Source organism: Plantactinospora soyae (assembly GCF_014874095.1).
GTDB lineage: Bacteria > Actinomycetota > Actinomycetes > Mycobacteriales > Micromonosporaceae > Plantactinospora > Plantactinospora soyae.
In genome coordinates this window covers 9414187-9433344 of sequence record NZ_JADBEB010000001.1, presented here as the reverse complement: position 1 = coordinate 9433344, position 19158 = coordinate 9414187, and the positions used below count along the sequence as shown (strand labels likewise).

Genomic DNA, 19158 nt, shown 5'->3' with positions numbered 1-19158 from the left:
CCAAATCAGTTGCCGGCCGGGTGACGCGGGCAGGGGGCACGCCGATCGTGTGTCAGACGGGCGTCACACCCGCGCGAAGACGAGAACGGCGTTGTGGCCACCGAATCCGAATCCGTTGTTCAGCGCTGCGGGTACCTCCATGTGCCGCGGCTTGTGTACGGCCACGTCCAGGTCGAGGGCATCGTCGGGATCGTCGAGGTTGATCGTCGGCGGAATCACCGAATCCCGAATGGCCAGGATAGTGGCGATGGACTCCAGTGCACCGGCCGCGCCGAGCAGGTGTCCGGTCATCGACTTGGTCGCGGTCAGCACCGGATGGTTGCCCAGCGCGGTCCGGAGCGCGGTGATCTCCGCGAGGTCGCCCACCGGGGTGGACGTCGCGTGGGCGTTGACGTGCACGATGTCCGAGCGGGAGATGCCCGCGTCGGCGATCGCCATGTTGATCGCCCGGATCACGCCCCGGCCCTCCGGATGCGGCTGCACGATGTCGTAGCCGTCGGAGGTGAGTGCGGCGCCGGCCAGCCGGGCGTACACCCGGGCACCGCGCGCGGCGGCGTGGTCGGCCCGCTCCAGCACGACCGCGCCGGCGCCCTCGCCGAGGACGAAACCGTCGCGCCCCTTGTCCCACGGGCGGGAGGCCCGTTCCGGGTCGTCGTTGCGGGTCGACATCGCCCGCATGGACGCGAACCCGGCGATCGGCAGCGGGTGGATGACCGCCTCGGTGCCGCCGGCCAGCACCACGTCGGCCCGGCCGGAGCGGATCAGGTCCAGCCCGAGTGCGATCGCCTCGGCGCCGGTGGCGCAGGCACTGGCCACCGAGTGGACCCCGGCCTGCGCCCCCAGTTCCAGCCCGACCCAGGCGGCCGGTCCGTTCGGCATCAGCATCGGCACCGTGTGCGGGGAGACCCGCCGTGGGCCGGACGCCTCCAGGATGTCGTCCTGGGCGAGCAGGGTCTGGGCGCCGCCGATACCGGAGCCGACGCTCACCGCGATCCGCTCCGGCTCCGGTGGTGAGTCGGCCAGCCCGGAATCCGCCCAGGCTTCGTGCGCGGCGATCAGTGCGATCGCCTCCGACCGGTCGAGCCGCCGCAGCTTGACCCGGTCGAGTCTCTCGGTCGGTTCGACCGCGAGTTCGGCGGCGATCCGTACCGGGAGTTGCCCGGCCCACTCCTGGGTGAGCGGACCCACCCCGGAGCGACCGGCCAACATGGCCTCCCAGGTCGACGCGACGTCCCCGCCGAGCGGGGTCGTCGCGCCGAGCCCGGTGACGACAACGTCAGGGCGACTCATGATCAGGACTGCGCCTCGATGTAGGCGACGGCGTCGCCAACGGTCTTGAGGTTCTGTACGTCGTTGTCCGGGATCTTGACGCCGAACTTCTCCTCGGCGGCCACCACGACCTCGACCATGGAGAGCGAGTCGACGTCAAGGTCGTCGGTGAACGACTTCTCCTCGGCCACGTCGTCCGGGCTCACGCCGGCGACCTCTTCAAGGATCTCGGCGAGTCCGGCGGTGATCTCGTCACGGGTCATTGCGGTTGTTTCCTCTCCATGGATGGATGTTGCGGTGGCGGAACGGTCCGCCACGGCCGGTCGGCGTGGAGCCGGCCGGTGGTTACCTGGGTGGTGGTAGGTCACGGTCGGCCGGTGCGGCACCCGGGTACGGGCGCCGGGCCGTCACGGGCACCGGACGACCTGTCCGGCGTACGTGAGGCCGCCACCGAAGCCGAACAGCAGTACGGGGGCGCCGGACGGCACCTCACGGCGCTCGACCAGCTTGGACAGCGCCAGGGGCACGCTCGCCGCCGAGGTGTTGCCCGAGGAGATGATGTCCTTGGCGATGACCGCCTGGGGCATGTTGAGCCGCTTGGCGATCCCCTCGATGATCCGGAGGTTGGCCTGGTGCGGCACGAACGCCGCGATCTCCGACGGGTCGACGCCGGCCCGTTCACAGGCCTGGAGGGCGAGCGGGGCCAGCGCGGTGGTGGCCCAGCGGAAGACCGCCTGCCCCTCCTGCTTGATGTACGGGCGCCAGCCCTCGATGCGTACCGCGTCGCTGCGCTCCGGAACCGAGCCCCAGACCACCGGTCCGATGCCGTCCGGCTCGCCCTCGCCGGTGGCGCTGACCACCGCCGCGCCGGCACCGTCACCGAACAGGATGCAGGTCGACCGGTCGGTCCAGTCGACGAAGTCGGAGAGCTTCTCGGCGCCGATCACGATGGCGTTGCGGGCCGCGCCGGCCCGCAGCGCGTGGTCGACGGTGCCCAGCGCGTACGAGAAGCCGGAACACGCCGTGTTCAGGTCGAACGCCCCCGGGGCGTCGATGCCCAGCTTGGCGGCGACCCGGCAGGCGGTGTTCGGGCTGCGGTCGATGGCCGAGCAGGTGGCCACCACGACGAGGTCGATGTCGGAGGCGGCGAGGCCCGAGTTGGCCAGCGCCTTGTCGGCGGCGGCGGCGGCCATGTCGGCGACCGTCTCGGAGTCGGCGATCCGCCGGGTGGCGATGCCGACCCGGTCGCGGATCCAGGTGTCGTTGGTGTCGACCAGTTGCGCGAGGTCGTCGTTGGTGAGGATCCGGGAGGGCTGGTAGTGCCCTAGGGCGATCATCCTGCTCACCGGACCACCACCGGGCGGTGGTCGGTGATCTCTCGGTGACCGGTCATGAGAGCTGTCCTCCGATGCGGGCGAGGGGCTGGCCCGGGGCGACCGGGTCATCGTGGTGGGCGAGCCATTCGGTGAGTACCCCGGAGCCGTGTGCGGCGACCTCGACGGCGCCCTGCCGGGTGTTGACGTGACCGATGATCTGCCCGGAGTTGATCATGTCACCCTCGGTCAGTTCCTCCGCCGGGGCGAAGGTGCCGGCGTTGGCGGCCACCACGACCCGGAACTGCATGGTCGGCTCGTGGCCGGCCGGGGCACCGTGCCGGGCGATCAGGTCCCGGGCGGCGGCCAGGTCGTCCGGGGTGTTCAGGGTGACGATCTCCGGCAGGGCGCCGCTGCCCTTGAGTTCGCGCTTGATCAGCCCGGCCAGGGTGCCCGCCGGAGGAAGCTCGATCACGGCGGTGACGCCGAGGTCGGCCAGGTTGCGGATGCACAGGTCCCAGCGGACCGGCGCGGTCACCTGGCGGACCAGGCGTTGCAGCATCTCCCGGCCGTGGTTGACGGCGGCGCCGTCGAAGTTGGAGAGCAGGATCCGGGTCGGATCGGTCGGAACGATCCCGGCCGCCACGGCGCCGAGCGCCTGCTCGGCGGGGGCCATGTACGGGGTGTGGAACGCCCCGGCGACCTTCACGCTGATCAGCCGGCTGCCGGCGGGCGGCTCGGCGGCCAGTTTCGCCAGCCGGTCGAGCGCCCCGGCCACGACGATCTGGCCGGCGCCGTTGAAGTTGGCGGGGTGCAGTCCGTGGGCTTCGATCGCGGCCAGCACCTCGTCCCGGTCGCCGCCGAGTATCGCGGACATGCCGGTCGGTTCGAGCGCGCAGGCGGCGGCCATCTCCCGGCCGCGTACCCCGGCGAGGGTGATCGCGGTCTCCGGGGGCAGTACGCCGGCCAGCGCCGCCGCCGCCAGCTCACCGACGCTGTGTCCGGCGGTGACGGTGACGTCGTACATCGGAAGGTGTTCGGCGGCGAGCAGGGCGGCGGCGACCAGCAGCGGCTGGGTCCGCGCGGTGTCCTTGATCTCGTCGGCGTCCCCTTCCGTGCCGAGTCGGACGAGGTCGATGCCCGCCAGCGCGGACCACCAGCGCAGTCGCGCCTCGGCGCCGGGGAGGTCGAGCCACGGAGTCAGGAAGCCGGGCTTCTGTGAACCCTGGCCGGGTGAGAGTACGGCGAGCACCCCTACGACTCTCCTGGATCATCGGCCGCTGTGTGCTTGCCGTGATGTACCAATCCGCACTACCAGCTTTGTGGGGTTCCTACAAAGATCAATCAAGATCACGGAGTTGACGGGACGTCTGTCCTAAACGTCGCCTAATGTCCCGTGCCTGGTCCGACCGGTGCGGACGGATCCAGGCGTCCGATCGTCAGCGCCATCCGCAAAGCGAAGGCATCCCGGGCCGTCAGCGGTGAGAAACCGGTCACATCGGCGACCCGGCGCAGCCGGTACCGGACGGTGTTCGGGTGGACGAACAGCGTGCGGGCCGCGCTCTCCAGCACCCCGCCGGCCGCGAAGAACGCGTCCAACGTCTCCAGCAGCTCCCCACCCGCCCGGACCAGAGCGGCGTAGACGTCCTGGCGCAGGCTCCGCCGGGCCTCCGGGTCGCCGGCCAGCGCCCGCTCCGGCAGCAGGTCGGCGGCGGACACCGGGCGGGGCGCCGCCGGCCACGCGGGTGCCGCCCGGAACCCGGCCAGGGCCGCCCGCGCCGAGTCGGTGGCCGAGTCCAGGCTCGGCACCGCCGGCCCCACCACCACCGGCCCCGGGCCGAAGCCGGCGAGCAGCTTCTCGGTGGCGGCCAGCGGGTCGGCCACGCCGCCCAGCACCACCACCAGCCGATCGCCGTGCACCCCGCCGATCATCTCCAGACCCAGCCGCCGGGTGACCCGGTAGATGGTGTGCAGCACGGCGGCGACCTCGCCGCCGGGGGAGCGGCCGACCGCCACCGCGACCGGCGGGGCGTCCGACCACCCCAGGGCCGCGGCCCGGCTGGCCAGCACGTCCGGGGAGTCGCCCCGGAGCAGCGCGTCCACCAGCAGCGCCTGCAACCGGGCGTCCCAGGAGCCGCGCGACTCGGCCGCCCGCGCGTACACCCGGGCCGCCGCGAAGGCGATCTCCCGGGAGAACTTGAGTACGGCCTCGTGCAGCAGCCGCTCCTCGCCCGGTGCCGCCAGGTGCGGGACCTGCTGCTCCACCACGTCGATGGTCACCTTGATCAGGGCCACCGTCTGCTGGAGGCTGATCGACCGGGCCAGCGCGCGGGGCGCCGCGGCGAAAACCTCGTCGGAGACCTCCTGCGGGCTGTCCGTCGGGCCACCGGCGTTCCGATCGGTGCTGCTCGGCAGGGACCGCAGCCACTCCACCAGCGAACGGACGCCGGCCTGGGCGACCAGCATCACCCAGGAGCGCTGCTCGGCCGGCAGTTCGCGGAACCAGGGCAGCGTCTCGTCCATCCGGCCCACACTGGCGGTGGCCAGCGTGCCCGCCGCCCGTTCGATCCGGCGCAGCGTGGCCGCCAGTTCACCGTCGCCCGCCTCGGTCCCCATCGGCCCAGCGTGCCACGCGTACCCCGGGGCACTGCCACCCGGCCGTGGCATCATTTCCCGATGATCGCCCGTCCACCGCTGGTCGTCCCGTTGCTCGCGCTCGCCGGGTTCCTGGTGCTGCTCGCGTTGACCGCCGGTGGCTGGGCTCCGCTGGAGGAGTTCGACGACGCGCTCAGCGACGGCTTCCGGGGGTACGGCGACGCCAGCCCCACCCTCGTCGACGTGCTGCGGGTGGCCACCGACGTGGCCGCCACCGTGCCGTTCGTGGTCGCCGGCCTGGTGATCAGCATCGCCCTCGCGACCCTCTCCCAGCGCCGGCCCGCGATGCTGTGTGCCCTGGTGACCGTCTCGGTGCCGGTGCTCTGGGGACTGATGCACTGGCTCGTGCACCATCCCCGACCGGTGGACGGCTTCGTCGTGGTGGAGAGCAACGGCTTCCCGAGCGGGCACACCAGCAACGCGGCGGCGGCGGCGCTGGCGGCCGTACTCCTGCTCTGGCCGCACCTGGCGATCCTCGGCCGGGTGGTCACCGTCACCCTGGCCGTGGCGTTCGCGGTCTTCGTCGGGCTGACCCGGTTGGCGCTGCTGGCGCACTGGCCGGCCGACGTACTGGGCGGCTGGTTGCTGGCTCTCGTCGTCGTACCGCTGGCGGCCCGGGCCGCGACCCGCTGGGGTGGCGGTGCCGAGCGGATGTCCGGGGACCGGACCGACCGGGTCGTCCGGTAGCCGACCTGCGGGTGCCGTCCGGGACGTGGCCGGCCGGCTCAGGGGTTCGGCAGCCCCAGTTCCTGCGCGAGGATCGCCGCCTGCACCCGGCTGCGCAGGCCGAGCTTGCCGAGGATCCGGCTGACGTGGGTCTTGGTGGTACTCTCGGCCATCGACAACCGGTCGGCGATCTGTTGGTTGGACAGTCCCCGGCCGAGGCAGGCGAGCACGTCGCGCTCCCGTGGCGTGAGTTCGTCCACGGCAGCCCGGTGGACCGCCGGGGCGCCGGGCGAGGTGGCGGCGAAGGCACTGATCAGTCGCCGGGTGACTGCGGCGGCGATGATCCCCTCGCCCCGGGCCACCGTGCGTACCGCGTCGAGCAGCCCCTCGGCGTCGGTGTCCTTGAGCAGGAATCCGGACGCGCCGGCCCGGAGCGCGCCGAAGACGTACTCGTCGAGGTCGAAAGTGGTCAGCACCAGGACGTCGGCCAGCCGCTCGGCGACGATCTCACGGGTCGCGGAGACACCGTCGAGTCGGGGCATCCGCACGTCGAGCACGGCCACGTCCGGCCGGAGTTCCCGGCACAGCGCCACCGCCTCCTCCCCGTCGGCGGCCTGGCCGACCACCTCCAGGCCCGGCGCGGCGGCGAGGATCAGCACCAGGCCGGCCCGGACCGCGTCCTGGTCGTCGGCGATCACCACCCGGATCGGGGGTACGGCCCCGGCCGCCCGGTCGTGGTCGGCCGCCCCGCTGGTCCCGGCACCACTTCGATCGGTCCCGATCATGACAGCGGTCGCGATGCGGCCACGACACCGGTCCGAATGGCGGGTCCGGAAGCGGCCGGGGTGTCTCCGCCACCGACACCGGCCTGCCCACCGGCCGTCGCGGACCCGGCCGTCGCGGGCTCGGCTTGGGGTGCGGGCTCGGCCTGGGGTGCGGGCTCGGCCTGGGGTGCGGGCTCGGCCTGGGGTGCGGGCTCGGCTTGGGGTGCGGGCTCGGCGTGCGGAAGTTCGGCGTGCACCCGCCAACCCGGCCCGTGCGGTCCGGCGTCGAACCGACCGTGCAGCAGGGTGGCGCGCTCCCGCATTCCGATCAGCCCGGCCCCCGCGCCGGGCAGCCCGGCCCCCGCCGCGACCCGGTACGACGACGAGCCGCCGGAGCCGGTCGGCTCGACGACCGGATTCTCGATCGTGAGGACGACACCCCGCTCCTGGTAGTGGATCGTGAGGGTGGCCGGTCCGGAGCCGTGCTTGAGCGCGTTGGTCAGCGCCTCCTGGACGATCCGGTACGCGGCCAGATCCACACCTACCGGCAACGGCCGGGCCGGACCGATCGTCTCGAACCGCACCGGCAGGCCGGCGCTGCGCGCCTGGTCGACGAGTCGGTCGACCTCGGTCAGCCGGGCCCGGATCGGATCATCCAACGCACCGAGCGAGATCGGCTCGGTCTCGGCCGGTTCGCGGAGCAGGCCGATCATCTGTCGCATCTCGACGAGCCCCTGCACGCTGTTCTCGCGGATCACCCGCAGGGCCTGGTCCCGCTGGGCGCGGTCGAGCCCCGACACCGACAGCGCCGCCGTGGCGTGGATGGCGACCGCACTCAGATGGTTGGCGATGACGTCGTGCAGTTCCCGGGCCATCCGGCTCCGCTCCGCCGCCACCGCCTGCCGCCGGTCGAGTTCGGCCAGCCGGGCGGTCTGCTCGGCCCTGGCCCGTTCGGCGGCGGCCTGGTCGCGGTACTGCCGGACGCTGATGCCACCGACCACCGGCAGTACGCCGATCAGCACCACCGGAACAGCCAGCCCGATGCCCTGCCAGGCCGGACGCATGAGAAGCACGCCGGTCAGCGCGGCGAGTCCGGTGACGGTCAGGTTGATCCACAACAGCCGGCGCCACAGCCTCGGCGGCCCGTAGACGCAGGAGTCGAAGAGCACCTGGGTGTAGACCAGGGTGGTGGGCAGCGACGAGCCGCAGGCCAGGTCGACGGCGAACGCGACCGTACCGAGTGCCAGACCGGCCCGGGTGGCCACCCGGCGCAGCGCGACGGCCGTACAGGTGGCGAGGAGCGTACCGAGGGTGACCAGTGGTGAGGCGTCCAGGAGGCCGGGGTTGATTGGCTGGTAGATGCCGAGAGCCAGCATCACCAGACCGCCCGCGAGCGAGGCGAACCCCAGCGCGATGTCGCGGGACAGTGTCCCTCGGTCCAGGCTCAGGCGGGCTGTCACGTTACTGATCCCATCACATCCTCCGACCGTTGCCGTCAGTCCTGCCGACGAGGCCGGGCGGCGCGGGTCCGTCGAAGGATGTAGCCGTACCTCTTTCGGCGGACCCGCATCTCGGCAGCGGTGGCGACGTTACGGCCGAGGTGCCCGGACAGACTTGGCACGACGGTCGGCAGCGCAAACAGGGGAGGTACCGACGGTGGTGGCGGTGATCGTCGGGGGCGAGATCGGCTTCTGGGTGTTGCTCGGCGCCGGGTTGATCGCCCGGTACCTGCTCCGGCTGCCCCGGCTGGGAGCCCTGCTGCTGTTCGCCACGCCGTTGATCGACCTCGTCATCCTGGTCGCGACCGTGCTGGATCTGCGCCGGGGCGCGACGGCCGAGTTCGTCCACGGCCTGGCCGCCGCCTACCTCGGATTCTCCGTCGCGTTCGGGCCCAGCATGATCCGCTGGGCCGACCAGCGGTTCGCCCACCGCTTCGCCGGAGGACCGCCGCCGGTCAAACCACCGAAGGGCGGCCCGGCCCGGACGCGCTACGAGTGGCGGGAGTGGGGGAAGGGACTGCTGGGCTGGTTCATCGCCAGCGGACTGCTCGGCCTGGGCATTCTTCTGGTCGGAGACCTGAGCCGTACGCAGGAACTGTTCGGCTGGATCGCGCGGCTCACCGTCGCGATGGTGATCTGGCTCGTCGCGTTCCCGCTCTGGGCCACCGTGTTTCCGAAGCCGGCCGAGGACTGAACGCGCGGGACATCTGGACCTTGTTCGGGGCGGATTGCACCAGTTCTCGTCACGGCGGCGTCGAGTCCGTCACCTCGGACCAGTACGGTGACATGGTCCCGACGACGCGGATGCTCCGTCCTGACCACCGATCACGGACGTGGCACCACTTCCCACCGGGGCGACCGCCCATCCGGCGGCGAGTGTGAGGAGGCTTGGGTGGCGCATGACGCTGAGCACGGCTGTGCCGACGGTGAGCCGAATCCGCTGCTTGGTGATCATGACTCGCTGCCTCCGCTCGGCCCCGCCAACCGGCTCCGCTGGGTGTGCGGGGCGAGTGCCGGACTACCGGCGGGACCGGTCGAGGGGCTTCCCGGCCGGCCCGGCGTCGAGTCCGGAGATCCGGCGGAGCGCGCCGACCTGGACCCACGGGTGGCGCCGGGCGATCAGCTCGACGCGACGCGGGCCGCGGACCCGGCCGCCCGTTCCGGCCGGGGGGCCGGTTCGGACGAGGTCGACCGGAGTACCGGCAGCGCCGAACCGGAACGAGGTCGGGAGCGGTCGCGACTGATTCCCCGGCCCCGGCCGGGCGAGCCGGGTCGCCCTGCCGCCGCCGAGCCGGGTCGCCTCGGCATTCCCGAGGAGGTCGGCGAGGCCACCGGATCGGCGGAGGGCTCCGGTGGGGCACCGGACGACGAGGCGGACGACGTGGACTGCCGCCGTACGCCGGGTTGCCAGACCGACCGGCCTGGCTGGGCCGGAGCGCACCGCCACGGCGCGGTACGGCCCTCTCGCCGAGCGGTCCGGCGGGACCGTCCACCGCGCCGCTGGTGCTGAGCCGGCACCGGGCGATCGGCAGCTCAGCGGGTACGGCGCTGCGCCAGCAGCTCAGCGGGTACGGCGCCGTACCAGCAGTGCGATGCCGGCCAACCCGAGCGTGATCGAGACCAGTACGGCGCCGTTCAACAGCATCAACTGGCGCAGTTCACCGAGCAGTCGGTTGACGTCCTCGCCGGTGCCGATCGCGTCGTCCGGGATCACCCGTTCGCCGCCGCCGACACCACCGCCGTGCAGGGTGATGTTCTGCTCGGGCAACGGGGCACCGGCCGCCAGCAGTGTCTCTCCCATGGTCAGTCGGCCGAAGAACCAGCCCGCGCCGGGCTGGGTCCGGTCCGGCTGTTTGGCCGGTCGGAAGGCACGCGGGCCGCCCTTGGCCAGCGGGTAGAGATCGTAGGACTTCTTGGCGGCGTCACCGACGTGCACCACGACCGTGAATTTCATCCCCAGATCGGCGGCCTTCGGTGCGGTGGCGGGTCCGTCACCGGTCAGCCAGTCCACCTGGTCGAGGACCGCCTCGAAGAGGTCCTCGTTGCCGTCGGCCCGCAGGGTCAGCGGGTCGGGCATGCTCTTGCTCGTGATGACTATCGATGTGGGTTTCGGCGCCGGCTTGGCGGACGCCACACCGCCGATCGCCAACCAACTGCCCGCCGCTACCAGCAGCGTGACCGCGCCGACTAGTCGACGACTCACCTCTCCGGCCATCGCCGACCTCCTCGCCCCGTCTCGATGGTGGCCATGATGCAGGTCACGTGCTGGTTGGTCGGTGAAGCGCACGACACTGTCGCAGATGGACCTGCCGTGCTAACTACAAAGACTCCGCAGGACGTCGCTCGGTTGCACCCGCACGAGCAGTAATTGGAACTATCTGCGATCCAGGGTCGACTAAGTGTCGAGCCATTGATCAGTTCGCCGAATCGTAGCGGGATGGGGGGGATCATGGGGCGCCGGGTCACCCGTGTGGGAACACTGCTGCTCAGTGTCGTGACAGGGGTGCTCTGGGTGCTCCTGCCGGCCGCTCCGGCGGCTGCGCACAACTCGTTGACCGGCAGCGATCCCCGCAACGGTGTCCGGCTCGGGAAGGCGCCGGCCGACGTGCGGCTGACCTTCCTCGCACGGCTCGATCCGACCACCACCCGGGTCACGGTAACGGGCCCCGACAACATTTCCGCAACGGCGGGGAAACCTTCCTATGCCGGTTCCCGAGTGACCGTTCCGTTCCGGCCGGGCGTCGCCGGGCTCTACATCGTCCAGTACCAGGTCGCCTCGGGCGACGGGCACCCGATCAAGGGGGAGGTCCGGTTCACGCTCACCGTGGGAGTTGCCCCGACCGCGTCACCGTTACCCGCGGCGACGGCTACCGACGTACCCCCGGCCGGGCCGAGTCCGTCCGCGGCCGCAACGTCGAGTCCGGCGGCGGCGCAGCCGCTGAGCCGGGCCGCCGACCAGGACGGTTCGGCATGGTGGCCATGGGTCGTCGGCGGGGCGCTGCTGCTCGCGGCGCTGGCCGGCGGACTGCTGCTCCGCCGCCGCCTGACGGCACGCTCCCGCGCTGCGGAGTAACGGCGCGCCCCCGTGCCGCGCCTGACGGCACGCTCCGGCCGCAGGGCACGGGCCCCGGCCGGGTCAGGGCTGTAGCCGGACCCGGGCCGCGCGTAGCCGGGTGAGGGTCCGGTCCCGACCGAGTACGACCAGCGACTCGAACAGCGGCAGTCCGACGCTGCGCCCGGTGACCGCCACCCGGATCGGCGCCTGGGTCTTGCCGAGCTTGAGCCCACGGCGGGTGCCGACCTCCTCCAGCGTCGCCTTGAGCGGCTCCGTCTCCCAGGTCGGCAGCGCCTCGAACGCCGCGACGGCGTCGTCGAGCAGTTCGGCGGCGTCGCCCTTGGTGCTCTTCGCCCAGGCCGCCTCGTCGATCAGCGGGGATTCGAGGAAGAGGAAGTCGACGTTCGCGACGATCTCGCTGAGCAGCGCGACCCGGGTCTGCGCGAGCGGTGCCACGGCGGCGAACGCGGCTGCGTCGAACTCCTCCGGCCGCCACGGCGGCGGGGCGATCGTGTCGGTGCCGGTCAGCCACGGCTGGCAGGCATCGACGAACTCCTCGACCGGCAGGGCCCGGATGTACTCGCCGTTGAACGCGCGCAGCTTCTTCTCGTCGAAGAACGCCGGCGACGGGTTCACCTCGGCCAGCCGGAACTCCGACTCGATCACCGACCACGGCACGATCTCCCGGTCGCCCGAGGGCGCCCAGCCGAGCAGCATCAGGTAGTTGCGCATGGCGCTGGCCAGGTAGCCCTCGTCGCGGTACGCCTCCAGGGCGACCTTGTCCCGCCGCTTGGAGAGCTTCTGCCGCTTCTCGTTGACCACCACCGGTACGTGTGCCCAGATCGGCGGCTTGACCCCGAGCGCGTCCCACAGCAGCTGCTGCTTGGGCGTGTTCGGCAGGTGCTCCTCGGCCCGGATGACGTGGGTGATGCCCATGGTGAGGTCGTCCACCACGTTCGCCAGCAGGAAGACGGCCGAGCCGTCACCCCGGGCGATCACGAAGTCCTCGATCAACTTGTTCTCGAACGTCGGCTCGCCGCGGATCAGGTCGACCACCACGGTCTCGCCCTCGTCCGGTGTACGGAAGCGCAGCGCTCGGCCGGGGCCCGCTTCCAGACCACGGTCGCGGCAGAAGCCGTCGTAGCCCTGGTACTGCGAGCCGGTACGCGCCTGGATCGACTCCCGGGTGCAGTCGCAGTAGTACGCCCGGCCCTCGTTCTGCAGCCGGGTCGCCGCGTTCCGATGCTCGCTCGCGTTCGCGGACTGGAAGTACGGCCCCTCGTAGCTGCCCCGTTCGATCCCGATCCAGTCCAGCGCGGACAGGATCCCCTCGGTCCACTCCGGCCGGTTCCGGGCCGCGTCGGTGTCCTCGACCCGGAGCACGAAGACGCCACCCTGCTGCTTGGCGTAGATCCAGTTCTGCAGGGCCGAGCGGGCACCGCCGACGTGGAACATTCCGGTCGGGGAGGGGGCGAAGCGTACGCGTACCGTCACGGCCCAAGCCTACGCAGACCTCCCGAGCCGGCCGCCACCAGGTTTCGTCCCCCGGTCGAACTTCACCGTGGTAGTTCATTTCGGCGTGTCATCCCGCAATCGTCCGATTTCGCCCGTAATTGTGAATAAGCTGCGAATGGTCACAGGTTGTCCGCAATGGAGGCGGCTAGGGATGATGCTCATAGAACGCAGCGCACGGGTGTCGGCGCCGATCGAGGCCGTGTGGGACCTGGTCCAGCGGGCCGAGGACCTGCCGGGCTGGCTGGCCGGAGTGCGACAGGCGGAGGTGCTCTCGGGCGAGGGGATCGGCCGACGGCAACGGGTGCACGCCGCCGGGCGGGCGTTGGACGCCGAGGTGATCGCCTACCAGGAGCCGACGTTGATCGCGTGGCGCGAGCGGGTCGAGGGCTCCGGCGCCCGCGCCGAGGCGCGCACCGAGGTGTACGTCGAACTCACGCCGGAGGAGGACGGCACCTCGGTTCGTCTGATCATGGTGCGGTGGCCCGCCGGCCCGGTCAGCGGGGCGCTGCTGCGCTGGGGGATGCGCCGGGTCGGTGCCGACCTCGAAGGCTCACTCGCCCGGCTCACCGGGATGGCCACGGTCGGCTGAGGGGCGGGGTGTCGCGGCTGCGACAACCCGCCCCTCGCGGACCTTGCTCAGCGACCGCCGCTCAGGAGTCCCCGCCGGTCTCGCCCACCGGAGCCGCCCCGATGTCGTCGATCGCGTACTTCTTCGCCGCCTCGACCGGTACCGAGGCCGGAACCACCCCACGGAGCGCCAGCTGGCGCAGCGTGGCCACGGCCACCGACTCCGCGTCCACGTGGAAGTGCCGGCGCAGCGCGTGCCGGGTGTCCGAGAGACCGAAGCCGTCGGTGCCCAGCGAGGTGTAGTCGCCCGGGATCCAGCGGGAGATCAGGTCGGGTACCGCCCGCATCCAGTCGCTGACCGCCACCACCGGCCCCTGCGCGTCGGCCAGCTTGCGCTGGATGTACGGCACCCGCTGCTCGTCGCCGGGGTGCAGGAGGTTGTGCTGCTCGCACTCCACCGCGTCCCGGCGCAGCTCGGTCCAGGAGGTCACCGACCAGACGTCGGCCGCCACCCCCCAGTCCTGGGCCAGCAGGTTCTGCGCCTTCAACGCCCACTGCATACCGGTGCCGGAGGCCAGGATGTTGGCCCGCGGGCCGTCGCCGCCGTCCTGACCCGGGACCGAGGAGGCCGGCGAGTACCGGTAGATCCCCCGGAGCAGCCCGTCCACGTCGACCTCGGCCGGCTCCACCGGCTGCAGGATCGGCTCGTTGTAGACGGTCAGGTAGTAGAAGACGTTCTCCGGCTTCTCGCCGTACATCCGGTGCAGGCCGTGCTCGAAGATGTGCGCCATCTCGAACGCGAACGCCGGGTCGTACGCCACCACGGCCGGGTTGGTCGCGGCGATCAGGTGCGAGTGACCGTCCTCGTGCTGCAGCCCCTCACCGTTGAGCGTGGTCCGGCCGGCGGTGGCGCCGAGCACGAAGCCCCGGGCCATCTGGTCGGCGGCGGCCCAGAACGCGTCACCGGTGCGCTGGAAGCCGAACATCGAATAGAAGATGTACAGCGGGATCATCGGCTCGCCGTGGGTGGCGTACGCCGAGCCGGCGGCGGTGAACGACGCGACCGAGCCGGCCTCGTTGATCCCCTCGTGCAGGATCTGCCCGCTGGTCGACTCCTTGTACGACAGGAACAGCTCCCGGTCGACCGAGGTGTACTTCTGGCCGTGCGGAGAGTAGATCTTCTGGGTCGGGAAGAGCGAGTCCATCCCGAAGGTCCGGGCCTCGTCCGGAATGATCGGCACGAACCGCTTGCCGAACTCCCGGTCCTTCATCACGTCCTTGAGCAGCCGGACGAACGCCATCGTGGTGGCGATCTTCTGCTTGCCGGAGCCCCGCTTGACGTCGGCGAACCGTTCCGAGCCGGGAACCGGCAGCGGCGTCCAGGCGGTCCGCCGCGAGGGCAGGTAGCCGCCGAGCTGCTGCCGCCGCTCCTGCAGGTACTCCATCTCCTCGGACTTCTCGCCCGGGTGGTAGTACGGCGGGAGGTAGGGGTTCGTCTCCAGCTGCTTGTCGGGGATGTCCAGGTAGAGGCGGTCCCGGAAGGTCTTCAGGTCGTCCAGGGTCAGCTTCTTCATCTGGTGGGTCGCGTTGCGGCCCTCGAAGCTCGAACCGAGCGTCCAACCCTTGATCGTCTTGGCCAGGATCACGGTGGGCTGGCCGGTGTGCTCGGTGGCCGCCTTGTACGCGGCGTAGAGCTTCCGGTAGTCGTGCCCGCCCCGCTTCAGGTTCCAGATCTCGTCGTCGGAGAGGTGCTCGACCATCTTGCGGGTCCGCGGGTCACGGCCGAAGAAGTGCTCCCGGACGTACGCCCCGGACTCCGCCTTGTAGGTCTGGTAGTCGCCGTCCGCCGTGGTGTTCATCAGGTTGACCAGCGCGCCGTCGGTGTCCGCCGCGAGCAGCGGGTCCCACTCCCGGCCCCAGACCACCTTGATCACGTTCCAGCCGGCGCCCCGGAAGAACGCCTCCAGCTCCTGCATCACCTTGCCGTTGCCCCGGACCGGGCCGTCCAGCCGCTGGAGGTTGCAGTTGATCACGAAGGTGAGGTTGTCCAGCTCCTCGCGGGCCGCCACCCCGATCGCACCGAGCGACTCCACCTCGTCCATCTCGCCGTCGCCGAGGAAGGCCCATACGTGCTGGTCGGAGGTGTCCTTGATGCCCCGGTGGTGCAGGTAGCGGTTGAACCGGGCCTGGTAGATCGCGTTGATCCCACCGAGCCCCATCGAGACGGTGGGGAACTCCCAGAAGTCCGGCATCAGCCGCGGGTGCGGGTACGACGGCAGGCCGCCGCCCGGGTGCGAGAGCTCCTGCCGGAAGCCGTCGAGCTGGTCCTCGGAGAGCCGGCCCTCCATGTACGCCCGGGCGTACATCCCCGGCGAGCCGTGGCCCTGGTAGAAGATCTGGTCGCCACCGCCCGGATGGTTCTTGCCCCGGAAGAAGTGGTTGAAGCCGACCTCGTAGAGCGAGGCCGAGCTGGCGTAGGTGGAGATGTGTCCGCCGACGCCGATCTCCGGCCGCTGGGCGCGGTGCACGAGCATGGCGGCGTTCCATCGGATGTACGCCCGGATCCGTCGCTCTATGTGCTCGTCGCCGGGGAACCAGGGTTCCTGCTCCGGCGGGATCGTGTTGATGTAGTCGGTGGTGGTCAGGGGCGGCACCCCGACCTGGCGCTCTCTGGCCCGCTCCAGCAGGCGCAGCATGACGTACCGGGCGCGTTTGGCACCTCGGTCGTCGATGACACCGTCAAGTGACTCGACCCACTCGCTGGTTTCTTCGGGGTCGATGTCCGGAAGCTGGCTCGGCAGGCCGTCACTGATCACCGGGCGCTTGCGTTCCGTGGCCACAGGCTGTCCCTAGGTTGTGTGTGGGATAGGTCTCTAGCGCCATCCTGCCTCCTCATGCCTAGCTCCGTCACGTCTAGACCGCGCAGACGCGATGCTCGACACAGGTACCAGGGGGTAACTTTCCGGCAACATGGCGGTCTTCGCCGCAGATCTTCCGGTCGAAGATCATTTTGAGGCGCGTTGCGTCAGCGCCCGTCCGCCGTGCCGCCCGGCTGCGCCGGAGTCGCCCGTTCCGGCAGACTGAGGCTCATGCAGAGCGAGGTGATCACGATCCGGACCGGATCCCGACCCGTGGTCCGGGACATCACCCGAGAGGCCGAGCAGTTTCTCGCCGGCAGGGGTGACGGGCTGCTGCACGTCTTCGTGCCGCACGCCACGGCCGGGCTGGCGATCATCGAGACCGGGGCGGGCTCCGACGACGACCTGCTGACCGCGCTGGACGATGTGCTGCCCACCGACGAGCGCTGGCGGCACCGGCACGGATCACCGGGGCACGGGCGCGACCACGTACTGCCGGCCTTCGTGCCGCCGTACGCGACGCTGCCCGTACTGGGCGGCCGGCTCGCACTCGGCACCTGGCAGTCGATCTGCCTGGTCGACACCAACGGCGACAACACCACCCGGCAGGTCCGGTTCTCGTTCCTGCCGGGCTGATCACGGGGGCCCAGGGTGTTAGGAAGGGCCCCTTCTTCTACAAAAAGCGATAGGAAGGGGCCCTTCCTTGCACCGAACTAGGGGCGGAGGGTTTCCTGGGCCCGGGTCTCGGCGGCCGGGTCCACGGCGGACCGGGCGGCGGCGGTGGCCGGGTCGACCGGTCGGTCGTACGTCTGCCGTAGCCCCGGCACCCGGTCCTCGACCACGAACGACGCCCGGGTGTGCACCGGGGCGCCCGGCGTGGTGACCTGCGGCAGCACCTTGAAGTCCGCGCTGAACGCCCGCTCGGTGAACCTCGTCAGCACGTAGCCGCGCTGGTTGTTGTGGAACTTCAGGTGCGGGTTGTGCGGGAAGTACGGGTGACTGCCGGTCACCGAGTCGGCGCCGTCGCCGCCCGAGGTGATCGAGGAGCAGACCAGCTCGCTGCCGACCGTACGCGAGGTCGGGTCGTCGTAGTCGAGCTTGAGGTCGGTGGCCCAGTGCGCGTGCACGTCCCCGGTCAGCACGATCGGGTTCCGGACCCTGGCCTCGACCCAGCCCCGGGTGATCCGGTCCCGGGAGCCGACGTACCCGTCCCAACTGTCCATCGAGGTGAACTTGGCCGGGCCGGCGTCGGTGTCCCGCTGGCCGAAGAAGACCTGCTGGCCGAGGACGTCCCAGCGGGCCTCCGAGCGGCGGAAGCCGTCGATCAGCCAGCGCTCCTGCTCGGCGCCGGTGATGGAGCGGGCCGGGTCGAGCGCGGCCGGGCAGTCCCGGGTGCCGTCGCCGCAGGCCTGGTCGTCCCGGTACTGCCGGGTGTCCAGCATGTGGAAGTTGGCCAGCCGCCCCCACCGGATCCGGCGGTAGAGCTGGAGGTCGATGCCGCGCGGGATCGAGGTACGGCGCAGCGGCATGTTCTCGTAGTACGCCTGGAACGCCGCCGCCCGCCGGGCCAGGAAGTCCGGCTGCGGGATGTCCGGCCGCTCGTACACCTCGTCGGCCCAGTTGTTGTCGACCTCGTGGTCGTCGAAGACCACCACCCAGGGGGCGACCTGGTGCGCCGCCTGGAGGTCCGGGTCGGACTTGTACTGCGCGTGCCGCTGCCGGTAGTTCGCCAGGGTGACGGTCTCCGGGCCCTCGTGGTCGCGCGGGTTGCCGCCCGGGATGTTGTACGAGTCCTTGGTGTACTCGTACTGGTAGTCGCCCAGGTGCAGGACCAGGTCCGGGTCCTCCTCGGCGAGGCGCCGGTACGCGGTGAAGTAGCCGTGCTCGAACTGCGAGCAGGAGGCGAAGGCCATCACGAGCTTGCCACCGGACGCCCACGGTGCCGGCGCGGTGCGGGTCCGGCCGACCGGCGAGGTGTGCCGCTCGGCATGGAACCGGTAGAAGTACTCGCGTCCCGGCTGTAGGCCGTCCAGTTCGACGTGCACGCTGTGCCCCGACTCCGGGCGGGCCACCGCGCTACCGCGCCGTACGACGTGCCGGAACCGCTCGTCGGCGGCGAGCTCCCAGCGCACCGGCACGGTCCGGTTCGGCATCCCGCCCAGGCCGTCCTCGGCGAGCGGGGTCGGGGCCAGCCGGGTCCAGAGCACGAAACCGTCGTGGTCCGGGTCGCCGGAGGCCACGCCGAGGGTGAAGGGATCGGTGCGGAGCGGCCGGCCGGCTACGGCGGCCGAGGGCAGCACGGTGACCGCGCCGGCGGCACCGACCGCGGCGCTGGTGAGCAGGAGGGTACGGCGGGACAGGGCCATCGGGATCTCCCAGGATCTGCGTGGACAGACTGGGAGCAGCCTGGCGATCACCGGTTCCCTGGGTTGATCGTCCCGATAACTACCCGTCGAACATCGAGTGAAGGCAAGGGAGCGGCATTGCCGGATTCGGTCGGGTGTGCCTGGTCGGCGAAGCCGTTCGGGGCAGCAGATCGGTCGGCTGTGGCGACGCGGCGGAGCCGGGTAAGAACTGACGGTTGCGACACACTGTCCCGTTGCGACGTGTCTGAGTGGTCAGGGGTGGCCGGCGTCGGTAATGCTGTCCGACGTGACCACCCCTCAAGATCTCGACGAACGGTTCCGGGAGGCGGTCGGTGCCGTCCCGGCGTCGACGTCCGGGCGGTCGGCCGAGGAGCCGGTCCGGGACGGCGGCACGCTCGACGGCGGACGGGCCCTGGAACTGTACGACGCCCAACTCGCCAGCCGACACCTGGACCTCGCGGCCCGCTGGTTACGCAGCTTCGGTGAGGGGTTCTACACCATCGGCTCCTCCGGACACGAGGGGAACGCGGCGGTGGCGCTCGCCGTCCGGCCTACCGATCCGGCCCTGCTGCACTACCGGTCCGGGGCGTTCTACTGCGCCCGGGTCGGGCAGGCGGACCCGGGGCGCGCC

At 71.3% G+C, this 19158-nt stretch carries 17 protein-coding genes and 1 pseudogene; 7 read left to right on the top strand and 11 right to left on the bottom strand.

Features of this window, described 5'->3' with window-relative positions; all coding sequences use genetic code 11:
- Nucleotides 1-63: 63 nt before the first annotated feature.
- The 5 genes from fabF to H4W31_RS41100 form a co-directional block, all read right to left on the bottom strand.
- Nucleotides 64-1290, bottom strand: a complete 1227-nt coding sequence (gene fabF / locus H4W31_RS41120) for a beta-ketoacyl-ACP synthase II (RefSeq protein ID WP_192771520.1) — start codon at nt 1288-1290, stop codon at nt 64-66.
- A 2-nt stretch (nt 1291-1292) separates the two neighbouring features.
- The gene (locus tag H4W31_RS41115) at nt 1293-1532 is read right to left on the bottom strand and encodes an acyl carrier protein (RefSeq protein WP_107261778.1); all 240 of its coding nucleotides are present in this window, start codon (nt 1530-1532) and stop codon (nt 1293-1295) included.
- 144 nt (nt 1533-1676) lie between these two features.
- A complete protein-coding gene (locus tag H4W31_RS41110) occupies nt 1677-2606 on the bottom strand; it encodes a beta-ketoacyl-ACP synthase III (protein WP_192772796.1) in 930 nt (309 codons plus the stop codon).
- 52 nt (nt 2607-2658) lie between these two features.
- A complete protein-coding gene (locus tag H4W31_RS41105) occupies nt 2659-3834 on the bottom strand; it encodes an acyltransferase domain-containing protein (RefSeq protein WP_192771519.1) in 1176 nt (391 codons plus the stop codon).
- 134 nt (nt 3835-3968) lie between these two features.
- The gene (locus H4W31_RS41100) at nt 3969-5198 is read right to left on the bottom strand and encodes a PucR family transcriptional regulator (protein WP_192771518.1); all 1230 of its coding nucleotides are present in this window, start codon (nt 5196-5198) and stop codon (nt 3969-3971) included.
- A 60-nt stretch (nt 5199-5258) separates the two neighbouring features.
- On the opposite strand from H4W31_RS41100, the gene H4W31_RS41095 reads away from it, so the two are divergent.
- Nucleotides 5259-5924 (top strand): phosphatase PAP2 family protein, encoded by a 666-nt coding sequence (locus tag H4W31_RS41095; protein WP_192771517.1) that lies wholly within the window; start codon nt 5259-5261, stop codon nt 5922-5924.
- Between the two features lie 38 nt (nt 5925-5962).
- Here the strand turns inward: H4W31_RS41095 and H4W31_RS41090 are convergent, their stop codons facing one another.
- Nucleotides 5963-6688, bottom strand: a complete 726-nt coding sequence (locus H4W31_RS41090; protein WP_192771516.1) for a response regulator — start codon at nt 6686-6688, stop codon at nt 5963-5965.
- A complete protein-coding gene (locus tag H4W31_RS44635) occupies nt 6685-8127 on the bottom strand; it encodes a sensor histidine kinase (protein WP_192771515.1) in 1443 nt (480 codons plus the stop codon). The genes H4W31_RS41090 and H4W31_RS44635 overlap by 4 nt, the downstream gene beginning before the upstream one ends.
- A gap of 196 nt (nt 8128-8323) precedes the next feature.
- Here H4W31_RS44635 and H4W31_RS41080 point away from each other — a divergent pair, with 196 nt between their 5' ends.
- Nucleotides 8324-8860 carry a hypothetical protein gene (locus tag H4W31_RS41080; RefSeq protein WP_192771514.1) on the top strand — a complete coding sequence of 179 codons (537 nt, stop codon included), beginning with the start codon at nt 8324-8326 and terminating at the stop codon, nt 8858-8860.
- Nucleotides 8861-9058: 198 nt separating this feature from the next.
- Nucleotides 9059-9676 (top strand): hypothetical protein, encoded by a 618-nt coding sequence (locus H4W31_RS41075; RefSeq protein ID WP_192772836.1) that lies wholly within the window; start codon nt 9059-9061, stop codon nt 9674-9676.
- Between the two features lie 51 nt (nt 9677-9727).
- On the opposite strand, the gene H4W31_RS41070 is transcribed toward H4W31_RS41075, so the two are convergent.
- Nucleotides 9728-10381 (bottom strand): hypothetical protein, encoded by a 654-nt coding sequence (locus H4W31_RS41070; RefSeq protein WP_225945936.1) that lies wholly within the window; start codon nt 10379-10381, stop codon nt 9728-9730.
- Between the two features lie 222 nt (nt 10382-10603).
- Here H4W31_RS41070 and H4W31_RS41065 point away from each other — a divergent pair, with 222 nt between their 5' ends.
- Nucleotides 10604-11239 carry a copper resistance CopC family protein gene (locus H4W31_RS41065; RefSeq protein ID WP_225945935.1) on the top strand — a complete coding sequence of 212 codons (636 nt, stop codon included), beginning with the start codon at nt 10604-10606 and terminating at the stop codon, nt 11237-11239.
- Nucleotides 11240-11302: 63 nt separating this feature from the next.
- Here H4W31_RS41065 and gltX read toward each other — a convergent pair whose 3' ends face one another.
- The gene (gltX, locus tag H4W31_RS41060; RefSeq protein ID WP_192771513.1) at nt 11303-12715 is read right to left on the bottom strand and encodes a glutamate--tRNA ligase; all 1413 of its coding nucleotides are present in this window, start codon (nt 12713-12715) and stop codon (nt 11303-11305) included.
- A gap of 172 nt (nt 12716-12887) precedes the next feature.
- Between gltX and H4W31_RS41055 the strand changes: the two genes are divergently transcribed.
- Complete coding sequence (locus H4W31_RS41055; RefSeq protein WP_192771512.1) at nt 12888-13325, top strand: SRPBCC family protein; 438 nt, start codon at nt 12888-12890, stop codon at nt 13323-13325.
- A 61-nt stretch (nt 13326-13386) separates the two neighbouring features.
- On the opposite strand, the gene aceE is transcribed toward H4W31_RS41055, so the two are convergent.
- Nucleotides 13387-16143 carry a pyruvate dehydrogenase (acetyl-transferring), homodimeric type gene (aceE, locus tag H4W31_RS41050; RefSeq protein WP_192771511.1) on the bottom strand — a complete coding sequence of 919 codons (2757 nt, stop codon included), beginning with the start codon at nt 16141-16143 and terminating at the stop codon, nt 13387-13389.
- 249 nt (nt 16144-16392) lie between these two features.
- Here aceE and H4W31_RS41045 point away from each other — a divergent pair, with 249 nt between their 5' ends.
- Nucleotides 16393-16797 carry a YjbQ family protein gene (locus H4W31_RS41045; RefSeq protein ID WP_192771510.1) on the top strand — a complete coding sequence of 135 codons (405 nt, stop codon included), beginning with the start codon at nt 16393-16395 and terminating at the stop codon, nt 16795-16797.
- A gap of 77 nt (nt 16798-16874) precedes the next feature.
- On the opposite strand, the gene H4W31_RS41040 is transcribed toward H4W31_RS41045, so the two are convergent.
- A complete protein-coding gene (locus tag H4W31_RS41040; protein ID WP_192771509.1) occupies nt 16875-18527 on the bottom strand; it encodes an alkaline phosphatase D family protein in 1653 nt (550 codons plus the stop codon).
- Between the two features lie 274 nt (nt 18528-18801).
- On the opposite strand from H4W31_RS41040, the pseudogene H4W31_RS44980 reads away from it, so the two are divergent.
- Nucleotides 18802-19135, top strand: a pseudogene (locus tag H4W31_RS44980) (MFS transporter); the annotation flags it as partial.
- Nucleotides 19136-19158: the final 23 nt, after the last annotated feature.